The organism is Streptantibioticus rubrisoli, assembly GCF_024436055.1.
Classification (GTDB): Bacteria; Actinomycetota; Actinomycetes; order Streptomycetales; family Streptomycetaceae; genus Streptantibioticus_A; species Streptantibioticus_A rubrisoli.
In genome coordinates, this window is sequence record NZ_JANFNH010000037.1 from 41,412 (window position 1) to 59,618 (window position 18,207).

General features: G+C 69.0%; 19 protein-coding genes and 2 pseudogenes. 10 read left to right on the forward strand and 11 right to left on the reverse strand.

The window, feature by feature from the left end; all coding sequences use genetic code 11:
- Positions 1-356 precede the first annotated feature (356 nt).
- Positions 357-821, forward strand: a complete 465-nt coding sequence (locus NON19_RS24625) for a GNAT family N-acetyltransferase (protein WP_255931246.1) — start codon at positions 357-359, stop codon at positions 819-821.
- A gap of 9 nt (positions 822-830) precedes the next feature.
- Here the strand turns inward: NON19_RS24625 and NON19_RS24630 are convergent.
- A pseudogene (locus NON19_RS24630) lies at positions 831-1,274 on the reverse strand (integrase); the annotation flags it as partial.
- A gap of 237 nt (positions 1,275-1,511) precedes the next feature.
- Here NON19_RS24630 and NON19_RS24635 point away from each other — a divergent pair.
- The 7 genes and pseudogenes from NON19_RS24635 to NON19_RS24665 all read left to right on the forward strand — a co-directional run bounded on the left by NON19_RS24635 (position 1,512) and on the right by NON19_RS24665 (position 7,613).
- On the forward strand, positions 1,512-2,840 hold the full coding sequence (locus NON19_RS24635; RefSeq protein WP_255931247.1) for an IS701 family transposase: 1,329 nt from the start codon (positions 1,512-1,514) through the stop codon (positions 2,838-2,840).
- A gap of 80 nt (positions 2,841-2,920) precedes the next feature.
- Positions 2,921-3,163: pseudogene (locus NON19_RS24640) on the forward strand (integrase); the annotation flags it as partial.
- A 326-nt stretch (positions 3,164-3,489) separates the two neighbouring features.
- Positions 3,490-3,993: an RNA polymerase sigma factor gene (locus NON19_RS24645; RefSeq protein WP_372514274.1), complete on the forward strand. Its 504-nt coding sequence runs from the start codon at positions 3,490-3,492 to the stop codon at positions 3,991-3,993.
- The gene (locus tag NON19_RS24650) at positions 3,990-4,820 is read left to right on the forward strand and encodes a zf-HC2 domain-containing protein (protein ID WP_255931249.1); all 831 of its coding nucleotides are present in this window, start codon (positions 3,990-3,992) and stop codon (positions 4,818-4,820) included. The genes NON19_RS24645 and NON19_RS24650 overlap by 4 nt, the downstream gene beginning before the upstream one ends.
- A gap of 32 nt (positions 4,821-4,852) precedes the next feature.
- A complete protein-coding gene (locus NON19_RS24655) occupies positions 4,853-5,662 on the forward strand; it encodes an ABC transporter ATP-binding protein (protein ID WP_255931250.1) in 810 nt (269 codons plus the stop codon).
- A complete protein-coding gene (locus tag NON19_RS24660; protein WP_255931251.1) occupies positions 5,659-7,050 on the forward strand; it encodes a hypothetical protein in 1,392 nt (463 codons plus the stop codon). The genes NON19_RS24655 and NON19_RS24660 overlap by 4 nt, the downstream gene beginning before the upstream one ends.
- Positions 7,047-7,613: a hypothetical protein gene (locus tag NON19_RS24665; RefSeq protein ID WP_255931252.1), complete on the forward strand. Its 567-nt coding sequence runs from the start codon at positions 7,047-7,049 to the stop codon at positions 7,611-7,613. The genes NON19_RS24660 and NON19_RS24665 overlap by 4 nt, the downstream gene beginning before the upstream one ends.
- A gap of 67 nt (positions 7,614-7,680) precedes the next feature.
- On the opposite strand, the gene NON19_RS33490 is transcribed toward NON19_RS24665, so the two are convergent.
- Genes NON19_RS33490 through NON19_RS24680 form a run of 3 tightly spaced genes read right to left on the reverse strand, consistent with a single transcriptional unit; the run spans position 7,681 to position 8,759 of the window.
- A complete protein-coding gene (locus NON19_RS33490; RefSeq protein WP_308213728.1) occupies positions 7,681-8,145 on the reverse strand; it encodes an integrase core domain-containing protein in 465 nt (154 codons plus the stop codon).
- A gap of 9 nt (positions 8,146-8,154) precedes the next feature.
- Positions 8,155-8,607, reverse strand: a complete 453-nt coding sequence (locus NON19_RS33495) for a helix-turn-helix domain-containing protein (RefSeq protein WP_308213729.1) — start codon at positions 8,605-8,607, stop codon at positions 8,155-8,157.
- Positions 8,499-8,759, reverse strand: coding sequence for a hypothetical protein (locus tag NON19_RS24680; protein WP_255931253.1), 261 nt, complete (start codon positions 8,757-8,759; stop codon positions 8,499-8,501). Before NON19_RS24680 ends, NON19_RS33495 begins: the two co-directional genes overlap by 109 nt.
- A gap of 255 nt (positions 8,760-9,014) precedes the next feature.
- On the opposite strand from NON19_RS24680, the gene NON19_RS24685 reads away from it, so the two are divergent.
- Entirely contained in the window at positions 9,015-10,973 is a 1,959-nt protein-coding gene (locus NON19_RS24685; RefSeq protein ID WP_255931254.1) for a transglycosylase domain-containing protein, read from the forward strand.
- A gap of 27 nt (positions 10,974-11,000) precedes the next feature.
- On the opposite strand, the gene NON19_RS24690 is transcribed toward NON19_RS24685, so the two are convergent.
- The 5 genes from NON19_RS24690 to NON19_RS24710 all read right to left on the reverse strand — a co-directional run bounded on the left by NON19_RS24690 (position 11,001) and on the right by NON19_RS24710 (position 14,824).
- On the reverse strand, positions 11,001-11,870 hold the full coding sequence (locus NON19_RS24690; protein ID WP_255931255.1) for a hypothetical protein: 870 nt from the start codon (positions 11,868-11,870) through the stop codon (positions 11,001-11,003).
- Positions 11,867-12,427, reverse strand: a complete 561-nt coding sequence (locus NON19_RS24695) for a SigE family RNA polymerase sigma factor (protein WP_255931256.1) — start codon at positions 12,425-12,427, stop codon at positions 11,867-11,869. Before NON19_RS24695 ends, NON19_RS24690 begins: the two co-directional genes overlap by 4 nt.
- Positions 12,428-12,739: 312 nt before the next feature.
- Positions 12,740-13,195: an integrase core domain-containing protein gene (locus NON19_RS24700; RefSeq protein WP_372514272.1), complete on the reverse strand. Its 456-nt coding sequence runs from the start codon at positions 13,193-13,195 to the stop codon at positions 12,740-12,742.
- Between the two features lie 73 nt (positions 13,196-13,268).
- The gene (locus tag NON19_RS24705) at positions 13,269-13,418 is read right to left on the reverse strand and encodes a hypothetical protein (protein WP_255931258.1); all 150 of its coding nucleotides are present in this window, start codon (positions 13,416-13,418) and stop codon (positions 13,269-13,271) included.
- Between the two features lie 98 nt (positions 13,419-13,516).
- The gene (locus NON19_RS24710; RefSeq protein ID WP_255931259.1) at positions 13,517-14,824 is read right to left on the reverse strand and encodes an MFS transporter; all 1,308 of its coding nucleotides are present in this window, start codon (positions 14,822-14,824) and stop codon (positions 13,517-13,519) included.
- Positions 14,825-14,947: 123 nt separating this feature from the next.
- Here NON19_RS24710 and NON19_RS24715 point away from each other — a divergent pair, with 123 nt between their 5' ends.
- On the forward strand, positions 14,948-15,862 hold the full coding sequence (locus NON19_RS24715) for a phytanoyl-CoA dioxygenase family protein (protein WP_255931260.1): 915 nt from the start codon (positions 14,948-14,950) through the stop codon (positions 15,860-15,862).
- Between the two features lie 2 nt (positions 15,863-15,864).
- Here NON19_RS24715 and NON19_RS24720 read toward each other — a convergent pair whose 3' ends face one another.
- Both NON19_RS24720 and NON19_RS24725 read right to left on the reverse strand, forming a co-directional pair.
- Positions 15,865-16,986: a GNAT family N-acetyltransferase gene (locus tag NON19_RS24720; RefSeq protein WP_255931261.1), complete on the reverse strand. Its 1,122-nt coding sequence runs from the start codon at positions 16,984-16,986 to the stop codon at positions 15,865-15,867.
- 18 nt (positions 16,987-17,004) lie between these two features.
- Positions 17,005-18,120, reverse strand: coding sequence for a GNAT family N-acetyltransferase (locus NON19_RS24725; RefSeq protein WP_255931262.1), 1,116 nt, complete (start codon positions 18,118-18,120; stop codon positions 17,005-17,007).
- Positions 18,121-18,207 lie beyond the last annotated feature (87 nt).

The window sequence follows — 18,207 nt, forward strand, 5'->3', positions numbered from 1 at the left end:
CGGGACGGGCATTCCAGCGGTCGTGCGCGTTCCGCGCGTGTCGCCTGCCAGCAGACCGTCTTCTGCAGGGGACAGCCCACAGCAACGGGCACAGAGGGGGCGCTGCCCCCACACCTCCGCCGTCGCCCAGGGCCCGCTGGACCGCCCAATCCGCAGGGGGCGCTGCCCCGCATCCCGCGCCTTTGGCGGCGGGTCCCGGCCCTGCCCTCAAGTGCTCGGCCGTTTCGCGGCCTGCGCGTGATGCGGCAGTTCCGTAGGTCGTGGAACTGGGCGCAGAGCACCGGCCGCTGGCTTGGAAGACTCTGGTGAGGGAGAAAGCCGGTGCCCTCCGTGCCGAGAGCTGCCAGGATTCCCGCATGGAGATCCGCCGCATCACTGAGGTTGAGGCCGTCAAAGATGCCGGACTTCTGTTCGACGCGCCTCCTCTGCTGGAAGCGACTGAGCGGTTCCTGGCGGACGAGCGCCACCACCTCCTGATCGCCTACGTGGACGACGTCCCGGCAGGGATGGTCACCGGCGTCGAGATGACACACCCGGACAAGGGCACCGAGATGTTCCTGTACGAGCTGGGCGTGGAGGAGTCGTTCCGCGGGCGCGGTGTTGGCCGGGGCGAGCTGTGCTACCCACTCGCCGGTCGGATTCGTGGTGACGCCGAGAACGTGGACGCGCCGGGTGGCGATCTCCATGACGAAGAAGACGTAGAGGCGCCTCAGAAGGACGGTGTCCACGTGCAGGAAGTAGCAAGCGAGCAGCGTGTGGGCCTGGGAGCGAAGGAATGTGTGCCAGGTCTGTTGGGTGGTGCGCTGCGGTGCGGGTGGTAGGCCCGCGCGGCGCAGCACGCGTCGGATGGTGGCGGCCGCCACGCGGTGGCCGAGGCGTCGCAGTTCACCTTGGATTCTGACGTAGCCCCAGGTCGGATTCTCTGTGGCGAGGTGCTGGATGAGCGCGGCGAGTTCGTCGGGCAGTGGTGGTCGGCCGGGCTTGGCGGGTGGCTGGCGCCATTTCCACCGGACCAGGCGGCGGTGCCAGGCCAGCAGTGTGCTCGGGGTGACGAGCCGGTGTCGGCGCAGTGTGGTCGGCAGCTGCCAGGCGAGTGCGGAGAGTATCGCGCGGTCGGCCCAGGACACCCGTGGCCGCTCGGTCTGGCAGCGGAGCACTGAGACCTCGTGGCGCAGGAGAAGGATCTCGGCGTTCCTGGCAGCTGACGAGCGCCCCAGCAGCGCCAACCAGTCCAACACCCGGCAGAAGATGAAGTACAGCAGTCGCAGACCCACGATCAGGGATCATGCCCGGGCCGCGGGGACGTGCAAAGCCCCTGGTCAACCGCGATGCGCCAGTAAAGACACCCCGGCATCACTCGTGTTTCGCACTTTTCGCGATCGGGAGGCGTGTGAACGCGCGTAGGTCCGGCTACCTGATCGGGTGAGCTTGGTCCTTCTCCGCACAGGATGTGACGCGAAGACAGAAGCATCGGCGGTGACTGTTTCACTCTGGTTGAGAGTGATCCGCCGATGCTTCTTGATGGAACCATACCGCCGTCCGTAGCGGCTGTGCTGGCCGTCTGCCGTTCCTGCTTCACGGTGCCGACGTTCCGGACCTTCTGCGTGCTGGTGACGGGAATGATCGCGCAGACTCGCCACCGCACGGTGTGCGGGATGCTGCTGGGCACGGGGCTTGAACGAGTGTGGCACCACGCCCGGTGCCACCGGTTGTTCTCCGCGGCCCGCTGGTCGGTCGACGAGGTCGGCCTGGCTCTGGCCGACTTGATCGTCGCACGTCTCCTACCGGACAGTGCGCCGCTAGTCGTCACAGTGGACGACACCTTGTTCAAGCGGTCCGGTCGCAAGGTCTTCGGGGCAGCCTGGCAACATGACGGAGCCGCCAAGACACCACGCCCGGCGGGGTTCGGCAACTGCTGGGTCGTGGCCGGCCTCGTCGTAACCGTGCCGTTCTTATCCAGGCCGGTATGCCTTCCAGTCTTGGCCCGGCTGTGGCAGCCACGCCACACCGGAAAGATCGCCCTGGCTCGCCAGATGGTCGAACTGCTCGCCGCCCGCTTCCCCGACCGCACCGTGAACGCGGTGGGCGATGCCGCCTATGTCGGTGAGCACCTACGCGGCCTGGATGCGCAGATCACCTGGACCAGCCGCCTGAAAGTCACCTCCGTACTGCACGAACTGCCACCCCCACACACCGGGAAGAAGGGACGACCGCGCACCCGCGGCCCACGCCTGGGCACCCCGACCGACCTGTCCCAAGTCCTTGACTGGCGGCGCGTGAAGGTCCGTCGCTACGGACGGGTGGACACCGTGTTTCTGGCCGACCGCATCTGCCTGTGGTACGGCTGCTTCCACACCCTGCCGGTCCGCGTCGTGCTGGTCTGGGACAGCAACTGTGGCCCCGGCACCGGGCTGGACCGCGGCTACGGCGCGGCCCTGGTCACCACCGACCTGACCAGCCCAGCCGAACTCATCGTGGAACGCTACGCGGCCCGGTGGGCGATCGAGACCGCTTTCCATGATGCTCGCCAGACCCTCGGCGTCGGCGAGGCCCGCAACCGCACCCAACGCGCGGTCCAGCGCACCGTCCCCTTTGGACTGCTCGCCTACACCGTGGTCCTCATCTGGTACGTGCTCACCGGACACCAGCCCGCCGACACCGAGCAACACCGCGCACGGGCCCGCTGGTACACCACCAAGACCCAGCCCTCCTTCGAGGACATGACCGCCAAGCTCCGCCGCACGATCATCGCCCACCGTTTTCGCGGCCCACACCCCCACCAGGCACAACCCGAAGAAATCCAGGCCATCCTCACCGCCTGGGCCATCGCCGGAACATGAACATCAAGAACTGCGAAACACGAGAGAGTCCTGCGGGTGCCGATTAATCATCCGGCCTGTTCAGGCAGCGCGTTGGTACTCGTACCTGCCGACGCGAGCTGCTCGACCGCACCTGGATCTGGAACCAGAGCCACCTGCTGTATGCGCTACGCGAGTTCGAGTCGTTCTACAACGAGCACCGCCAGCACCGGACGCTGAGCCAAGCCGCACCACTGCGCGCGCTACCCGCACTCATCGCCGACCCGGGCCAGATAAACAACCTCGACATCCACAGACGCGACCGACTCAGCGGTGTTATCCACGAGTATCGATATGCCGCGTGATCAGCACGGATGATTTATCGGCACCCGCAGAGTGAGTGCTTCAGTTGGCGGGCTGGACCTTCGGCATCGATTGCGACTGCGAGTCAGTCGGCGTACTCGGTCAGGGCTGTGCCGGGGAGGGTGAAGCACCGCGAGACGCCAGGGTTCACCACGAGCCGGGTCGAAGCCAGCGACCGGGTTCGCGGGGATCGCAAACCTCCACAGACGGCACTGTGACGCAGGTCACGGTAGATGCAGAACCTGCGCGCCGCATCGGGCGTCTGGCTGGTGTGAGATCACGCGGGAGAGCATTGGACGAGCTGGACGAGGAGCGCCTCGTTCGGCTGGTGGCCAGAGGTGACCGCGCTGCGTTCGACGAGTTGTACCGGCGCACGTCGCCGTGGCTGGCGGTGCGGTTGCGCCGCCGCTGCGCGGACGAGCAGATCGTCGCCGAGGTCATGCAGGAGACCTATCTGGCGGTGTGGCGCGCGGCTGGCGCGTTCGCCGGGAGCGCGGTCGGGGGGACGGGCGTCGGGTGGCTGTGGACGATCGCGGCGCGGCGCCTCGTCGACGCGTTCCGGCGCCGTGCCCACCACGCCGAACCGCCGGTCGCCGCCGCCGAGCGGACGGTGGTGCCCGCGGCGGAGGACGAGGTACTCGCCGGGACCGTCGGCGGCGAGGTCGGCGAAGCCCTGCGGCAACTGGCGCCGGAACTGCGGCAGGTGTTGCAGGCCATGGTGCTTGACGGGCTTTCGGTGCGGGAGACCGCCGTCCTGCTCAGACTGCCCGAAGGCACGGTCAAGACCCGCGCCCGCCGGGCCCGGATCGCGATGCGGGAGGCACTGGCATGAGCACGGACCATGCGTCGATGCGGTTGATCGACGAGTACGCAGTTGGTGACGTGACGATGGCCGCGGACACGGTATGGGCGTTGGAGGCCCATCTGGAGACATGCGCGCCGTGCCGGAGTCGCCTGGCGGCCTGTGTGGCCACCGAGGCGCCCGGCATCGCCGCGCTCGTCGACACCGTCCGGGCCGGTCTGGAACCGCAGTTGGACGCGGCTGGCAGGGCGGCGCCCTCGCGGCGACACCGCCCGCGGTGGGTGTCGTCCTGGCTGACGCCGGGCATGACCCCGTGGCTGGCCATGACCGTCGTCGTCACCTTGATGGCGCTGCTGTTGGACGCGGTCGCGTCGCCGTCGTTCTTCGGTGACGCCTCGCCCGTGTTGCTAATCGCGCCTGTGCTGCCGCTGTGCGGTGTCGCCGCATCGTGGTCACGCGGCCTGGACCCGGCGCACGAACTGACGGCCTCGACCGCCCGGGCCGGCCTGCCCCTGCTCCTCAGGCGCACCACGGCGGTTCTCGTGGTGGTCCTACCTGGGCTCCTGGTGGGGGGATGGCTGACCGGAACCATGACGGCCGCGCAGTGGCTGCTGCCCTCCCTGGCCTTCACCTCCACCGCCCTGGCGCTGGGCAGCGTGGTCGGCGTGACCCGCGCCGCCACCGGGCTGGCGGTCGCGTGGGGCGTCGTCGTCGTGGTACCCGCGTGGGCCACCGGCCACGTCCCCCTTGCCCTGCGGCTTGTCCTCCAGCCGGACCAACTGCCCGGGTGGGGGCTGCTCCTCGCGCTCGGCATCGGCGCCGTGATCGCCCGCAGAAACGCGTACTCAACGCTGTGAAACCATCGTCGACCCTCGAAAGGGACCACCGTATGACGCCCACCGCGAGCGCGGCCGACACCGCGCCGAAAACCTACGCCTGGGAGATCCGGGCCGGGGGCCTGAGAGTACGCGTCGGACGCAAGAAGATGGCCGTCGACGGGCTCGACCTCTGCCTGGGCATCGGCACCCACGGCCTCCTGGGGCCCAACGGAGCGGGAAAGACCACCCTGATCCGGACGCTGGCCACCGTGCTGCGCCCCACTGAGGGCGAACTGGAGCTGCTCGGTACCTCCGTGGGCGGGATGGTCGACCACCGGGCCCTGCGTCGCCGGATCGGCTACCTGCCGCAGGATTTCGGCTACTACAAGCGCTTCACGGTGCGTGAGTTCGTCGAATACATGGCCTGGTTGAAGGAGGTTCCGAAGGCGGACGTGCCCGGGGCCGTCCAGCGGGCGGTAGAACGGGTTGGCCTGGCGGACCGCGCCGACCATCGGATGAAGACCCTGTCCGGCGGCATGGTGCGGCGGGTCGGCATCGCCCAGGCCATCGTCAACGACCCCGCGGTGCTGCTGCTGGACGAGCCGACAGCCGGCCTGGACCCGGCGCAGCGACTGCGCTTCCGCGAGCTGCTCCAGGAACTGGGCCGCGACACCTGTGTGGTCGTCTCCACCCACCTGGTCGAGGACGTCGCGGCCGCCTGCTCCGACGTGGTGCTCTTCGCCGACGGCCGCCTCGTCTTCCAGGGCACGCCGGACGACCTGGCCGCGGCGGGTGGCCCCGAGTACCCGGGCGACAGCCCCCTGGAGCGCGGCTACTCGGCGCTGCTGCGCAACTCCGGTCAGCAGGGAGGCACCTGGTGAACGGACGTGTCCTGCGCATCGAACTGAGGCGCTCCGTCGCCCCGTGGCCCGGCGTCGTCGTCCTGGCAGGCAGCCTGGCGGTCTTCTGTCTGATCGACGGGATCTGGTGGAAGGGCACCGCGGGGTGGACGGCCCAGTGGACCTCCATGGCCCTGTGGACCCGGTACCTGCTGGTCTTCTGGTGGCCGCTCGTGGTGGGCCTGGGAGCGGTGTACGGGCTGCGCGAATCCCGCTCGCGGACGGCCGAACTACTGACGACCACGCCGCTGCCGGCCTGGCGCCGTGCGGCGCTGCCGACCGGTGCGATGGCCCTCGCGCTGGCGTCGGGCTTCGGCCTCCTCATCCTGGTGGGCGCAGTCCAGGTGGCCCGCGGCGCCACCACCTACACACCTCTCGGCTGGCTGCCGATCTCGCTGGTGGCGGCGCTGGCCCTCGTCGCGTGGGCCGTGTTCGGCATGGGCGCCGCGCGGGCCGTGCCCTCCGTGCTCACCCCGCCGGCCCTGACGGTGTTCTTCTTGCTGACGGCCCTCCTCCTGCAGCAGAGCAATGAGGGGGCGCTGCCTTCGAGCACCGCGCCGAACCGGCTCGCCCAGCTGTCCCCGGCGACCGCGGAGCCGCGGCAGATGCTGCTGACCCTGTCCGGCTCCGTGGACCTCGGTCAGACGCTCTGGCTGCTCGGCGTGCTCGGCACCGGCTTCGCACTGCTGTCGGCCGCCACCCACCGGGCCCGACTGCTCGCGGTGGCCCCCGTCCTAGCCGGCGCGGCCCTGGCCCTGCTGATCCTGCCGGCCGCTGCGCGCGGCACCTACGTCGTCGACAAGGCCGCCGCCACCCTGGTCTGCGACGGACCGGTGTGCGTTACCCAGGCGAACCGCTCACGCCTGCCCGAGCTCGCGCCGAGCGGCAAGGAGGCGCTGCGCGTGCTGCACAACGCCCTCGGTGACAAGGCGCCGAACTCGGTGCGGGAGGACACCGAGCTGCGCGCGCTCGGCGACCCACGCGAACTCTCCGGCAACGTGGTGTTGATCGACTTCGACGACCCGCTGATCGCCCACGCGGCGGGGGCCGAACTGACCCGCCTCCTGGTCGCCCAGGGCCTGGCACCGAACTGCGCACCGCGCACCCCCTGGGAGGGCGGGGGGCAGATCGACATCCCCGCACAGAGCATCGCCGCGAGCTGGGCCCTCGGCAATCGCCAGTTCGAACCGCTGCAGGTGCCGGACACCTACGCGTACTCGCAGGGTGCATGGGCGAACGCCAAAGCCGCCTGGGAGAAGCTGACGGCCCTTCCGCCGGCCGAGCAGCACTCGCGGATCGCCCAGACGCATGCCGCCGCGCTCTCCTGCAAGGACGAGCTCGCGGCGCTGACGGGGGAGACATCCCCATGAGATGGCTGATCCTGTACGCCCGTTCACGACAGGTGCCCACCTCCGCCGCCGCGGTCGCGCTCGTCGCGCTGGCGGTGTGGGCTCTCAACGGTCCAGGACCGGTGGACCTGGGGATCGCGGTCCTGGTCCTCACCGCGAACGTGGCGGCCGCTTCCGTCGGGCTCGGCGGGCAGGATGCCGCGCTGGATCGGACGGCCGCGATCCGGTGGATGCCCCGGCGGGCGGCGCACGTGCTGCTGGCCGGCGCGGTCGCCGGTGCGGCGCTGCTGGCGGTCCAGGCGGCGGGAGCCAAGCTCGCTCCGGCTGCGCTCGTCGTCCGGGACAGCGCGGGCCTGGTCGGCCTGGCCGCGCTCGGGGCGGTGCTGTGCGGGGCACAGTTCGCATGGACCCTGCCGATCGGCTGGCTCGCGTTCAGCCTCCTCGTCCCGGTTCCGCCCGGCATCGCGGGAGAGGTGGGCGGCTGGGTGATCATTTCTCCCGCCACAACGGCGGCCACCGCGACCGCGTGGGCCCTGCTGGCGACCGGCACCGTGCTGTACGCCACAGCAGGACCAAGGCGGTAACGGACACCATCGCGCGTAGGCCTTCAAAGTGGCTTCGCCGACTGTGAACTGGTGTTTCTTCGGGTTGTCAGCCTGCTCGGTGGTACTCATTGATGAGTCCTGCCACGGCCGGTCGGCGTTCGATCCGGGCTGTGGGTAGCGGTATGACGTTGGGGTCGTCGAGGGGTGCGAGCTGGTTTCGGCTTTGGTGGGGCCGGTGGCTGTTGAAGTGACGGGTGTACTGGTGAAGGAGTTTCTCCGCGTGGCCTCTGTCGAAGATCAGTAGCCGGTTGGCGCATTCCTCGCGTATAGAGCGTATGAAGCGCTCGGCGTGCGGGTTGCAGTTGGGGCTGCGGGGAGGGATCTTGGTGACGGTGATGCCTTCGCTGGTGAAGGCGGCGTCGAAGGCGGCGGTGAACTTCCGGTCGCGGTCGCGGTCGCGGTCGCGGATGAGGTGGGTGAAGTTTGCGGCGCGGTCGCCGAGTTCCCATAGGAGCTGTCGGGCCTGTTGGGTGGTCCAGGCGGCGGTGGGGTGGGCGGTGACGCCGAGGATGTGGACGGTTCAGGTGCGGACCTCCATGATGAACAGGGCGTACAGACGCTGCAGTCCGATGGTGTCGGTGTGAAAGAAGTCCGTGGCGAGGAGACCGTTGGCCTGGGCCTTGAGGAATTCGGTCCACTCTCTGCGCGCGGTTTGTCCGCGGCGCCCGGGCGTGAGCCCTGCGGCGCGCAGGATACGGCGGACGGTGGCTGTGCTGATGGTGTGGCCGAGGCGGCGGAGCTCGCCGTGCCCGCGGCGGAACCCCCACCGTGGGTTGTCGGTACCGAGCCGGATGATCAGGTCGCGGAGCTCGTCGGATATCGGTGGGCGCCCTGGTGAGGGTGGCTGGGTCCACTTCTGTTTGATCAGGCGCTGGTGCCAGGTGAGCAGGGTGCGTGGGTCACGATCCGGTGGTCGGGGAGTCGCTGGGGCAGGAGCCGGGCGAGGGCGGCCAGCAGTGCCCGGTCCGGCCAGTCAGGTTTCGGCGCGGTGACCTGGCGTCGCAGCACCGTGACCTCGTGCCGGAGGATGAGTATCTCGGCGTTCTTCGCCGCGGTCGACCGGCACAGCAGGGCCAGCCACGCGAAGGTCCGCGTGGTCATCAGGTAGATCATCCGTACGAGCATGACGAAGGATCCTGCCCGACCGCGGGGACAACGCCCAGGCCGGCAGCCGTGAAGCAGTTTTGAAGCGCTAGGCGGTGTCCGGCAGGCCTTGGGCATCAGTCGCCGCGACCGCAGTCGCTGTGTAGCCGACGGGCCACCCACCGAAACCTTCCGGTCAATTTCCGAATCGATGTCCCGAAGACACCGACAACTCGCGTTCCAAGGAGGTGACAGCAGTGGGTCCGCAGGGCCCGCACAACGGAAACGGCCATACGTATGCCCCACAATTCGCGGCCCGATCAGTCCGTTCGCGGACGCCGCAGCCCGCAGGCCGCCGCGCCAGCCCAGGAGTCCTCCGCCGCCGACCCGGCACCCGAGTCACCGAAGCGGGGGCGGGGGCGACGGCGCGCCGTCACCAGGCGGCGGCTGATCGACTACCCGCGGGCGGCCAAGCGCGGCCCACGCCGCTGGATCCCGTCACCACGACAGCTCGCCGTGCTCGTCTTCGGCCCGCTGTTGCTCCTGGCCGCGACCTGCGCCGTGCTGTACGCGAACGTGACCATCCCGGACCCCGACCAGGACGTCACCCGGCAGGCGACCGTGGTGACCTATGCCGACGGAACGGTGATGGGCACGATCGGTGTGACCAGTCGCCGCAATGTGCCGCTCTCCCAGGTTCCGTTGACCGTGCGGCACGCCGTACTCGCCGCGGAGGACCGGGACTTCTACCAGGAGTCGGGGGTCTCCCCGCAGGGCATCGTCCGGGCGATCGTCGCCGACGTCCAGGGCAAGCCCTTGCAGGGCGGCTCCACCATCACCCAGCAGTACGTCAAGAACGCGTTCTTGAACAGCTCCAGGACCATGGCCCGCAAGCTCGACGAGCTGTTCATCTCCATCAAGCTGGACCACGAGCGCAGCAAGGACCAGATCCTGCAGGACTACCTGAACTCCATCTACTTCGGCCGCGGCGCCTACGGCATCGAAGCCGCCGCCCAGGCGTACTTCGGCCGCGACGTGAACGCCCTGGACGTCAGCCAGGCGGCATACCTGGGCGCGATCATCCAGGCGCCGAGCTCCTATGACCCGGTCGCCCGCCCCGAGGTGCTACCCGTGATCAAGGACCGCTGGAGGTACGTCGTCAACGGGATGGTCTCCTCCGGCTGGCTCTCCGCTGACCAGGCGCGGCGGCTGGCCTTTCCGCGGCTCCAACCCGTACAGCAGCATCCCTCGGGGGACCAGGCGCCCTATCTGATGGCGCTGGCGACCGGCGAGTTGAACGCGAACGGCATATCGGAGCAGCAGATCGCCACCGGTGGTCTGCGGGTACGCACCACTGTGCAGCGCCCGGCGGAGCAGAAGGCCGTTCAGGCGGTGCGGGACAAGGTGCTCTCCCAGCTCTCCGCCGGCCGCGCCGTGGACGCCGACGTACGCGTGGGCTTCGCCGCGGTACGTCCTTCGGACGGCGCCATCATCGCCATTTACGGCGGACGGGACTTCAACCACCGGGAGTTCAACGACGCCACACAGTCGGCGGTCCCGACCGGGCGGATCTTCAAACCCCTGGTCGCGGCAGGGATCCTCGACACGGACGACGGGCCGCTCACCGCGGACCTGGACGACCGGGCGTTCTCCCCGGACAGCACGGCGCTGGACACCGACGACCACAAGAAACAGGTCCAGGCGATACGGGCCGCGGTGGTCCGGCTGGGGATACCGGACAAGTCGCTGGGGCTGTCGAGCACCGACGGACTGCTCACCGGCGACGTCTCGCCCCATGTGCTGGACATCGCCGGTGCGTACGCCGCGTTGGCCGCTCACGGCATGCGCACCGCCCCGCATCTGCTCGCCGATGTGTCGGACGCGCACGGCAGGACCCTGTACCGCGCGCAGAGCCGTCCGACGCGGGCCCTGGACCAGGACGCGGCCCAGCGAACCGATGCCATGCTGTGCAGGGCGACGGTCCTGGCGGACCCCGATCACGCACCCGCCCCATGGGTGTTCGGCGGTACCAGGGACTGCGGGGTCAACGGCGAGTCGCTGTCCGATGGATCAGCCTGGTCCGTGGGGGCCAGTGACCAACTGGCCACAGCGGTCGCGCTCTTTCGCGACGGCCCGGATCTCAAACCTGATCCCAGGTCCCGTTCGCTGGCGGGTGTAGCGGGCCAACAGACGGTCAAGGGCGACGGGTTGCCCGCGCAGACCAGGGCGGCCTTCCTGACGGCGCTGCGCTCGTGAACCCGCCGCACAACAGGCGCGGCACGGTCAGTCGCCGGTGTACAGACTGACCATGCCGCTCTGGTTCGCGTTCGCGGAGCCGGTGAACCTCAGCACCGAGGTGGAGTTCCCCGACCTCGTCTGACAACCGACCACCACCGTCTGCTTCTCCGACACGACCGGCGCGGCCAGCACCAACTCGCCGGCGAAGTACCGGCCCGCGCCGATACGTTCGCCCCCGGGCTCCTGGGTGACCCGCAACTGCCCCGCGCACCCGTCGGGCAGCACCACGATGGTGCGCGGGCTGGGTGACTTGACGGCGAACGTCACCGCCACGGGCGCCGAAGGACTGCCAGGGGACGCGTGGTCCATGAGCACGTACGTCCCGGCATCCGTAGGGCCGTTGCCGCCGTTCAGCGCGGTGCTGAGCAGTGCCACATGGGTGAGGCCGCTCGACTCGCGCCCCTGAACGAGCATGAGCAACCGGTGGCCCAGGATGTCCTGGTGGAGAACTCGCACATCGGTGTGGGCGGTCCTGGACGCCACGTCCCACAGTTTCACCAGAGAGGCGGGCAAAATCCCGGAGGGCAGTGCCGCGCCGGGCACCGCGGACGGTGACTCAGCGGGGGCGGGATCCGCTGGCGCGCCGGACCCACGGCGTGCCGACGGCGCATGTGCCGCGGCCTGCGCGTCATGGCCGGAAGCCGTCCAACCGCCCCACAGCAGCCCGAACGTCAGCGTCCCGACGGCACATGCCGCGACGCAGCCGACCACCACCCCCGTGCGGCGGCGCCGGGACGCCGCCACCCTGGCCCGTACCCGGTCCGGTAGGTCCGCGGGGGGCGGTCCGGCCTCGGCGGCCACCTCGACCAGCTTGTGCCACAACTCCTCGGCGAATCCATCGGATTGTTCCGTCATCGTGCCCTCCCCTGGGTGAGCTGCCGGGACCGGTCCATGACGGGGTGGTCCTGCGGTGCCGCCGTATCCCGCACGCCCAGGGCGAGGCGGAGTTGCTTCAGGCCACGGCTCGCCAACCGCTTGACGTTCCCCACCGAGCAACCGAGCGCGTTCGCGGCCTCCTGCTCGCTCAGCCCCATGTAGTGCCGCAGCACCACCACCGCCCGGGTGCGCGGTGCCAGAGCGGCCAGCGCCCGGCGGAGCAGGTCGCGGTCGTCCACCTCCGCGGTCGCCTCCCCGCCGCCGGTGTCCGGCAGGTGCAGCGTGAGGATCTCGTGCACCCTGCGCCGACGCATCCGGCTGATGTGCGAGTTGATGATCGCGGTCCGCACATACGCCTCCTCCCGCCCCTGGGACATCGCACGGTCCCAGTGCCGGAAGCAGTTGGCCAAGGCGGTCTGCAGCAGGTCCTCGGCAAGGCCCCGGTCGTTCGTGAGCAGGTAGCACAGGCGAAGCAACGTTGCGGAGCGCGCCACCACGAACTCCTCGAACCGGGTTTCCCTCTCACTTCGACGCACACCGCTCCTCCCCGGCCGCCTGTGGGGGGACGACGGCCACCGCATCTCTCTTCAACGCGACCTGGGCGGCAAGCGGTTGTAACCGGGCGCCGTGACCTGTGCCACGGCGTGCGCGGTCAACCGCCGTGTGGCTGCTGGAACGTGCGGCGGTAGGTGTCCAGCGTCGCCCCCCACCGTGCGGTGGAAGCGACGGCACAAGGTGGTGCCGGTTTCGGCGGCGAAGCTCCGACCGAGGTTGCACAAGGAGCTCACGAAGAAGGCTGTCAGCCGTGTGGGTGCCGGAAAGTACATCCGTGCTGGTCAGGCTGCTTGTCAATACTCGTGGAGGGTTCCGCCGAGTCGGTCGTGGCGGCGTATGTTCAGTTGGGCGATCTGGTCCGGATCGATGACCGGTGTGCGCCGTGCTCTCAGAGGTGAGCTCTGGCCGAGGGCGCGGTGGGGCCGGTGCGAGTTGTAGTGGTCCTCGAACTCGCGTAGTGCGTTGAGGAGGTGGCGTTGGTTCCAGATCAGTGTGCGGTCGAGGACCCCACGCCGGCAGGTTGCCACCCAGCGCTCCATGACCGCGTTCCTCCGCGGCATCAAGTGGTGGAGCAGGGCGGCGAGGAAAGTGCGATCCTCGGGCGTGAAGTGGGGGCGTGCTTCGTGGAGTTGACGCTCCAGCGCAATGAGTTGGTGCCGCAACGCCAGGACCTCCACGTCCTTGTCCGAACCGCTTCTCGGCAGCAGCCTCAGCGCGGCGAAGGCGTTCGTCATCGTCAGGTAGGCCAAGCGGCGCAGCACAATCGGTCATCGCGCCCCGCGCCCCCCGACCGCCGGTGGTGAGATCGCGCGATTCGTCCTCTTACCTGCGCGGATGCACTTCTCGGCACCGGCAACGCTCGGCCCACGAGATCCGCGGCCGCTCGACCTTGTGCGCGGCGGAGGAGCGCCCCAGCAGCGTCAGCCAGTCCAGCAGTCGGCAGAAGATCAAGTACAGCAGTCGCAGACCCACGATCAGTGATCACGCCCGGGACACAGGGATGCGCAAACCATCAGACTCACTGCGCCAGTAAAGACCCCTCAGGCCCCCGCCCCAAGCCGTGGTGCGGATCAGGCCGAGGGCGACCGGCAGACCGGAGGTGCCTCGCCGCCGGTGGTGCGCCCGAGTTCCTCCGCCTCCTCCAGCGTGCGGGCCCTCCGGAGCGGAGACCACGTCAGCCAGAACGAGACGACGAGGTAGGAGAGCCCGACGAGCCAGAGGGCATTGCCGGGGGAAAGCGCGTCGGAAAGGGCGCCGCCGATGAACGCGCCCAGCGGCAACGTCCCCAGCGCGACCAGCCGGTAGCTCGCGGTCACCGCGCCGAGTTGGTGCTCTGGCGGGATGGCCTGACGCAGACTCACCGCGAACACATTGAACAGGGCCACACCGAAGCCGTTCAGCACCATGGCGATCGAGGCGAGCACGGCCACGTAGGCGCCGAAGTGAGCGACGACCGGAATGAGCAGCAGGCCGCCGGCGGCCAGGACCGCCCCCAGCGCCACTGTGCCGCCGACGGTCCAGCGCTTGGCCAGCCGGTTGGCGCAGAGCGAGCCGATCAGGGCGCCCACGCTGCCGACGCCGGTGATCAGGCCCACGGTGGTGCCGCTCATGCCCAGTGCGCGGATTGCGAACACCAGGAAGACGGTGAGGAAGGCCTTCTCGTGCAGGTTCGACAGACCGGCTTGCACGCACAGGTCCCGGATCGGGCGCAGAGACCAGGTGTAGCGGAGCCCGGAGCCGATCGCTCGCACGGCTGACTGCCGAGGCTGCTCGGGTGCCTTGACGCCGCGGAGCAGCATGCCGCTCACAGCGGCGCCGGCGGAGCACGCGGCGGCGACGGTCAGCGTCGGTGACAGTCCCAGCCTGCCGATGAGGAAACCGGCGGCGGACGGACCGGCGAGGGTGCTGATCGAGTACGTCGCTTGATGCAGACCGTTGGCCGCGGCGATGGAGTCCACCGGCAGGATCCTGGGGAGCGTTGACTGGTAGGCCACCTCGTAGAAGACGGTGGCGACACCGATGACCACGGCGGCCACGATGAGTTGCCCGAAGGTCAGCCCCTTCGCAGCCTGGAAGACGCCAAGCAACGCCAGCGCCGCGCCCTGGGCGACGCTGGCGGCGACCAGCGCGCGGCGTGGCGGGTACCGGTCGACCATCACCCCGGCGATCAGCGAGAGCACCACGATGGGAACGAACTGCACCGCCGAGACGAGTCCCACGCCTGTTCCGTCTACATGGAGATACGTGACCGCGATCAGCGGCAGGAGGAAACTGGTCACCTGCCCGCCGAAGTGTGCTGAAATCTCCCCTAGCCAGATGTTGCGAAAGGCTCTGTTTTCCGTGAGCAGGGTACGGACTTCCCTGTCGAATATCGCCACTCAGGCCCCCGTGCGAGCGTTCGGCAAGCAGATCGAAAGGAACGCTAGCATGCCGCACCGATCTCCGCTAACGTGTTCGCTGAGTCATTGTCATGGAGGCTTTCGGATGATAGGAGTTGAGGCATGGTTGACTATCCTGGACTTACCGCCGAGGAAGTTGAATTGCTCCCCTCTGAAGAGGATGTCCGCCTCTATTCCGAGCGGGGTTGGTATTTGTCGGAGAAGCTGCTCAGCGATGCCGAAACGGAGGCTCTGACCGAGGCTAGCGAGCGCTACTACGCAGGTCAGCGTGGCCGTCAGCTTCCCATGCGTCCGGACCGGCTGGCTGACTGGACGCCCGCGGACGGCGACGTGCAGCGCAACAACGACTACATCCACTATCAGGACGAAACCATTGCGGGGATTCTGCGGAAGCCCGTCATCGGAGCCGTCGCCGCCAGCTTGGCGCAGACGGACTTGATACGTACTTTCCAGGCGACGCTGATCTACAAGCCGCCGATCGCCGAAGAGGCGTCGAACATTGTCTCGTGGCACTTCGACAAATACTTCTGGCCCACTTGCTCTTCGGGCAAAATGCTGACCGCTTTCATCCCGTTCCACGACTGCACCGAGGAGTCGGGGACCATCACCATGGTGAACGGAAGTCATCGGTGGTCGCACCGGCACCGTGCCGATCGTCCGGTCGGCGACCCGGAGGACCTCGGACGTGAATACCTCCTGAACGGCGACGCGGAAAAGAACGAGGCCGTGGTGGAGAAGGTGCCGGTGCACATCCCCAAAGGACACATGACCTTCCACCACTGCCTCCTTTACCACGGCAGCGGAGCCAACCGCAGTCCCCGGCCCCGCCGTGCCATCTCGCTCCACCTCCAGGACGGCACGAACTCGTACCGCGACCATTCCCTGTCAACCGGCCGGCAGACGCCGTACAAGCACGACTCCTTGGTCCGCAGGACCGCCGCCGGTCTGCCGGACTACACCGACCCAGAGATCTGTCCGGTGCTGTGGCCCGTCCCCGTGTCCGGCGGCGGGGCCTGACGTCACAGCGGGGTGACGGTGGTCAAGTCCCACTCCTGGTCGTACATCCCGCCGCCAGCCTCCGCCCGCACGGTGTCGGCGAAAGCCTGGTCCGCCACCGCGTCGCGCCGCAGTCCGGCGCCCGCGGTGAGCGGCAGCGGTACGACCGCCGCCCACAGAGGGTGCAGCGACGCCCCTCGGAGCACCTTCGCACGCAGGGTGGACGTGCCGAGGTGGAGCGTGGTCATGCCGCTGCGCTCCATGTGGTGCAGGGGTTCGTAGTACATGGCGTTGAAGTACTCGAAGGCGCTTCGTGTCCGCGCGTAGTCGAAGCCCGCCACCCGGGCGTAGAAGGTGTCACGCCAGGCGAAGCACAGGTTGCCTCCGACCGGGGTTCCCGCTTCGTCTAGGCAGCGGAACACCGTGCTCAGTTCGTCCAGGCAGCGCGCCTGGACGGTGAGGTAGGCGTGGATCTCCGCAGGGTCGAGGGGGGCGTTGTGCCGGTCCATGGTCTGTCCGACCAGCCGTGCGAGCTCGTCGACGCACTCGGAGAGCGGGGCCGTTTCCAGGTGCAGCCCGGAGTTCGCGAAGCGCCGTATCTCGTACACGCAGCTTTTGCGCACGCTCCGGCCGAGCAGGCGCCGGTAGGACGCAAAGGTGCCGCCGTCGTTGTGCACCACGGCCTCGGCGATTCGCAGTTGCGCCCGCACCTCGCACCGGCTCGCGAGCAGCCGCAGGCTGTCGGTGGTGAGGAAGTCGAAGAGCAGCGCGTCACAGCCCAGCGCGGCGGCCTTCTCGGCGGCACCGGCGACCAGGCTGCCGAACGCCTCCCGTGCCGTACCGGGGTCCTTCGACAGCAGGAACTCGTTGTGGTAGCCGGTGCGGGTGCCGATCCTGAGAACGGTATGGTCCTCGGCCACGTCCGGCAGGGGCGGTGCGTTCCGGGCGGGGAAGTCGTAGTAGGGCGTCGCGGCGAGGAGTTCACCGTCGGCCTCGACCGTGAGGTAGCCCGCGGTGGCGAAGTCGGGCCGTTCCTGGCCGCGCAGCCAGGCGTGGCTTTGGTAGAAGCAACTGCCGGGCACCAGTGCGTCCCAGGCGTGTGAGTCAATGTCGCTGATCGACTCGCGGTGCTTCACATCGGGCATGTGCGTTCTTCTCCTTGCTCACAGCAGCCAGTCATCGGTGTTGAGCCCGCCCACCACGAAACGGCCGTGTTCGTCGCCGAACGCCGTTGCCCCGGTGCGGTTGCGTTCGCGCACCTTTTCCGCGTCGGCTTCCAGTGGCGCGTCCACTCCGACGAACACGCTGTACAGGGGGTTGGGTTGGGCACCACGTGCCAACTTGGCCTGGAAGGTGCCGAGTCCCAGGTGGATCGCCCGGACCGTGCGGCCGATGCCCGACGCGATGGGGTGGTAGAAGACCAGGTTGAAGTAGTCGGCGACATTGGGCACCGAGTAGTCGAAACCGGCCACGCGCCCGTACAGCATGTCGCGTTGCCGGTAGCGCAGCGCGAAACCGATGGGACGCCCGGCGTCCTCGTCCAGGAGCAGTGTGCTGCACTCGCCGAGATGCCGTCCTTGGCGTTCGTAGACGGCCGTTGCCTGCTCCACACCGTACTCGTGACCGTGCTTGCGCATCAGCGCGCTGTTCAGCGGGGCGATCTCCTTGACGACGTCGGGCAGCGAGACCTCCCGGATGGTCCGCCCGCTGCGGCCGAAGTCCCGGATCTCGCACCGGGCCCGGCGGCGCCGGCCGTAGGGCAGCCAGGCCAGGTACTCGTCCAGGTCCTGCCACCGGCCGACGGGCAGTACGGTCTCCACGTCGTGGTAGAGGAGAACGGCTCCGTCGCCGGCGTGGGCCTCGGCGACCTCCAGCGCCTCCTCCCTCGGCAGGTAGTAGTACGCGAGCACGCTTGCTCCCGCGTCCGCTGCGAAGTCGAGTGCCTGCGAGGTGAGCGCGCGCACCGCGTCGATACGCTCCTGTGCCGTCACGCCGTCCCGGCCCGGCAGGTGCCCGCGGAACTCGGACCAGCCCGCGCCGATCGCCAGCGGCCGCTCGGCGAGGTGGGCGTGGCGCTCCTCGCCGATCAGCCCGGCGAGCAATTCGGCTGGTGTGTACAACAGATGGGGCGGAGTGCGGAAGGAGTACGCCTCCAGTCCGGCGGTCGGCGCTCCGTGCGCGTCGCGCGCGACCAGGTAGCGGGCGGCAGCCCCTTGCGGCAGCTCCTCCTCACGAACCTTCAGGAACCCGCTGCTTGAGTAGATTGTCCCGCCGGTCACCAAAGAGTCCCACTCCGCTGCCGGCAGTAGGTCGACAGATCCGTACGGGGAGACGCGCATGGGTGTAACTCCAGAGAAAGGGGGTCG

Coding starts and splice junctions, on each gene's coding strand:
- NON19_RS24625 (WP_255931246.1), top strand. CDS start 357: ATGGAGATCCGCCGCATCACTGAGGTTGAGGCCGTCAAAGATGCCGGA.
- NON19_RS24635 (WP_255931247.1), top strand. CDS start 1,512: ATGCTTCTTGATGGAACCATACCGCCGTCCGTAGCGGCTGTGCTGGCC.
- NON19_RS24650 (WP_255931249.1), top strand. CDS start 3,990: ATGAGCACGGACCATGCGTCGATGCGGTTGATCGACGAGTACGCAGTT.
- NON19_RS24655 (WP_255931250.1), top strand. CDS start 4,853: ATGACGCCCACCGCGAGCGCGGCCGACACCGCGCCGAAAACCTACGCC.
- NON19_RS24665 (WP_255931252.1), top strand. CDS start 7,047: ATGAGATGGCTGATCCTGTACGCCCGTTCACGACAGGTGCCCACCTCC.
- NON19_RS24680 (WP_255931253.1), bottom strand. CDS start 8,759: ATGCTCGTACGGATGATCTACCTGATGACCACGCGGACCTTCGCGTGG.
- NON19_RS24685 (WP_255931254.1), top strand. CDS start 9,015: ATGCCCCACAATTCGCGGCCCGATCAGTCCGTTCGCGGACGCCGCAGC.
- NON19_RS24690 (WP_255931255.1), bottom strand. CDS start 11,870: ATGACGGAACAATCCGATGGATTCGCCGAGGAGTTGTGGCACAAGCTG.
- NON19_RS24715 (WP_255931260.1), top strand. CDS start 14,948: ATGGTTGACTATCCTGGACTTACCGCCGAGGAAGTTGAATTGCTCCCC.
- NON19_RS24720 (WP_255931261.1), bottom strand. CDS start 16,986: ATGCCCGATGTGAAGCACCGCGAGTCGATCAGCGACATTGACTCACAC.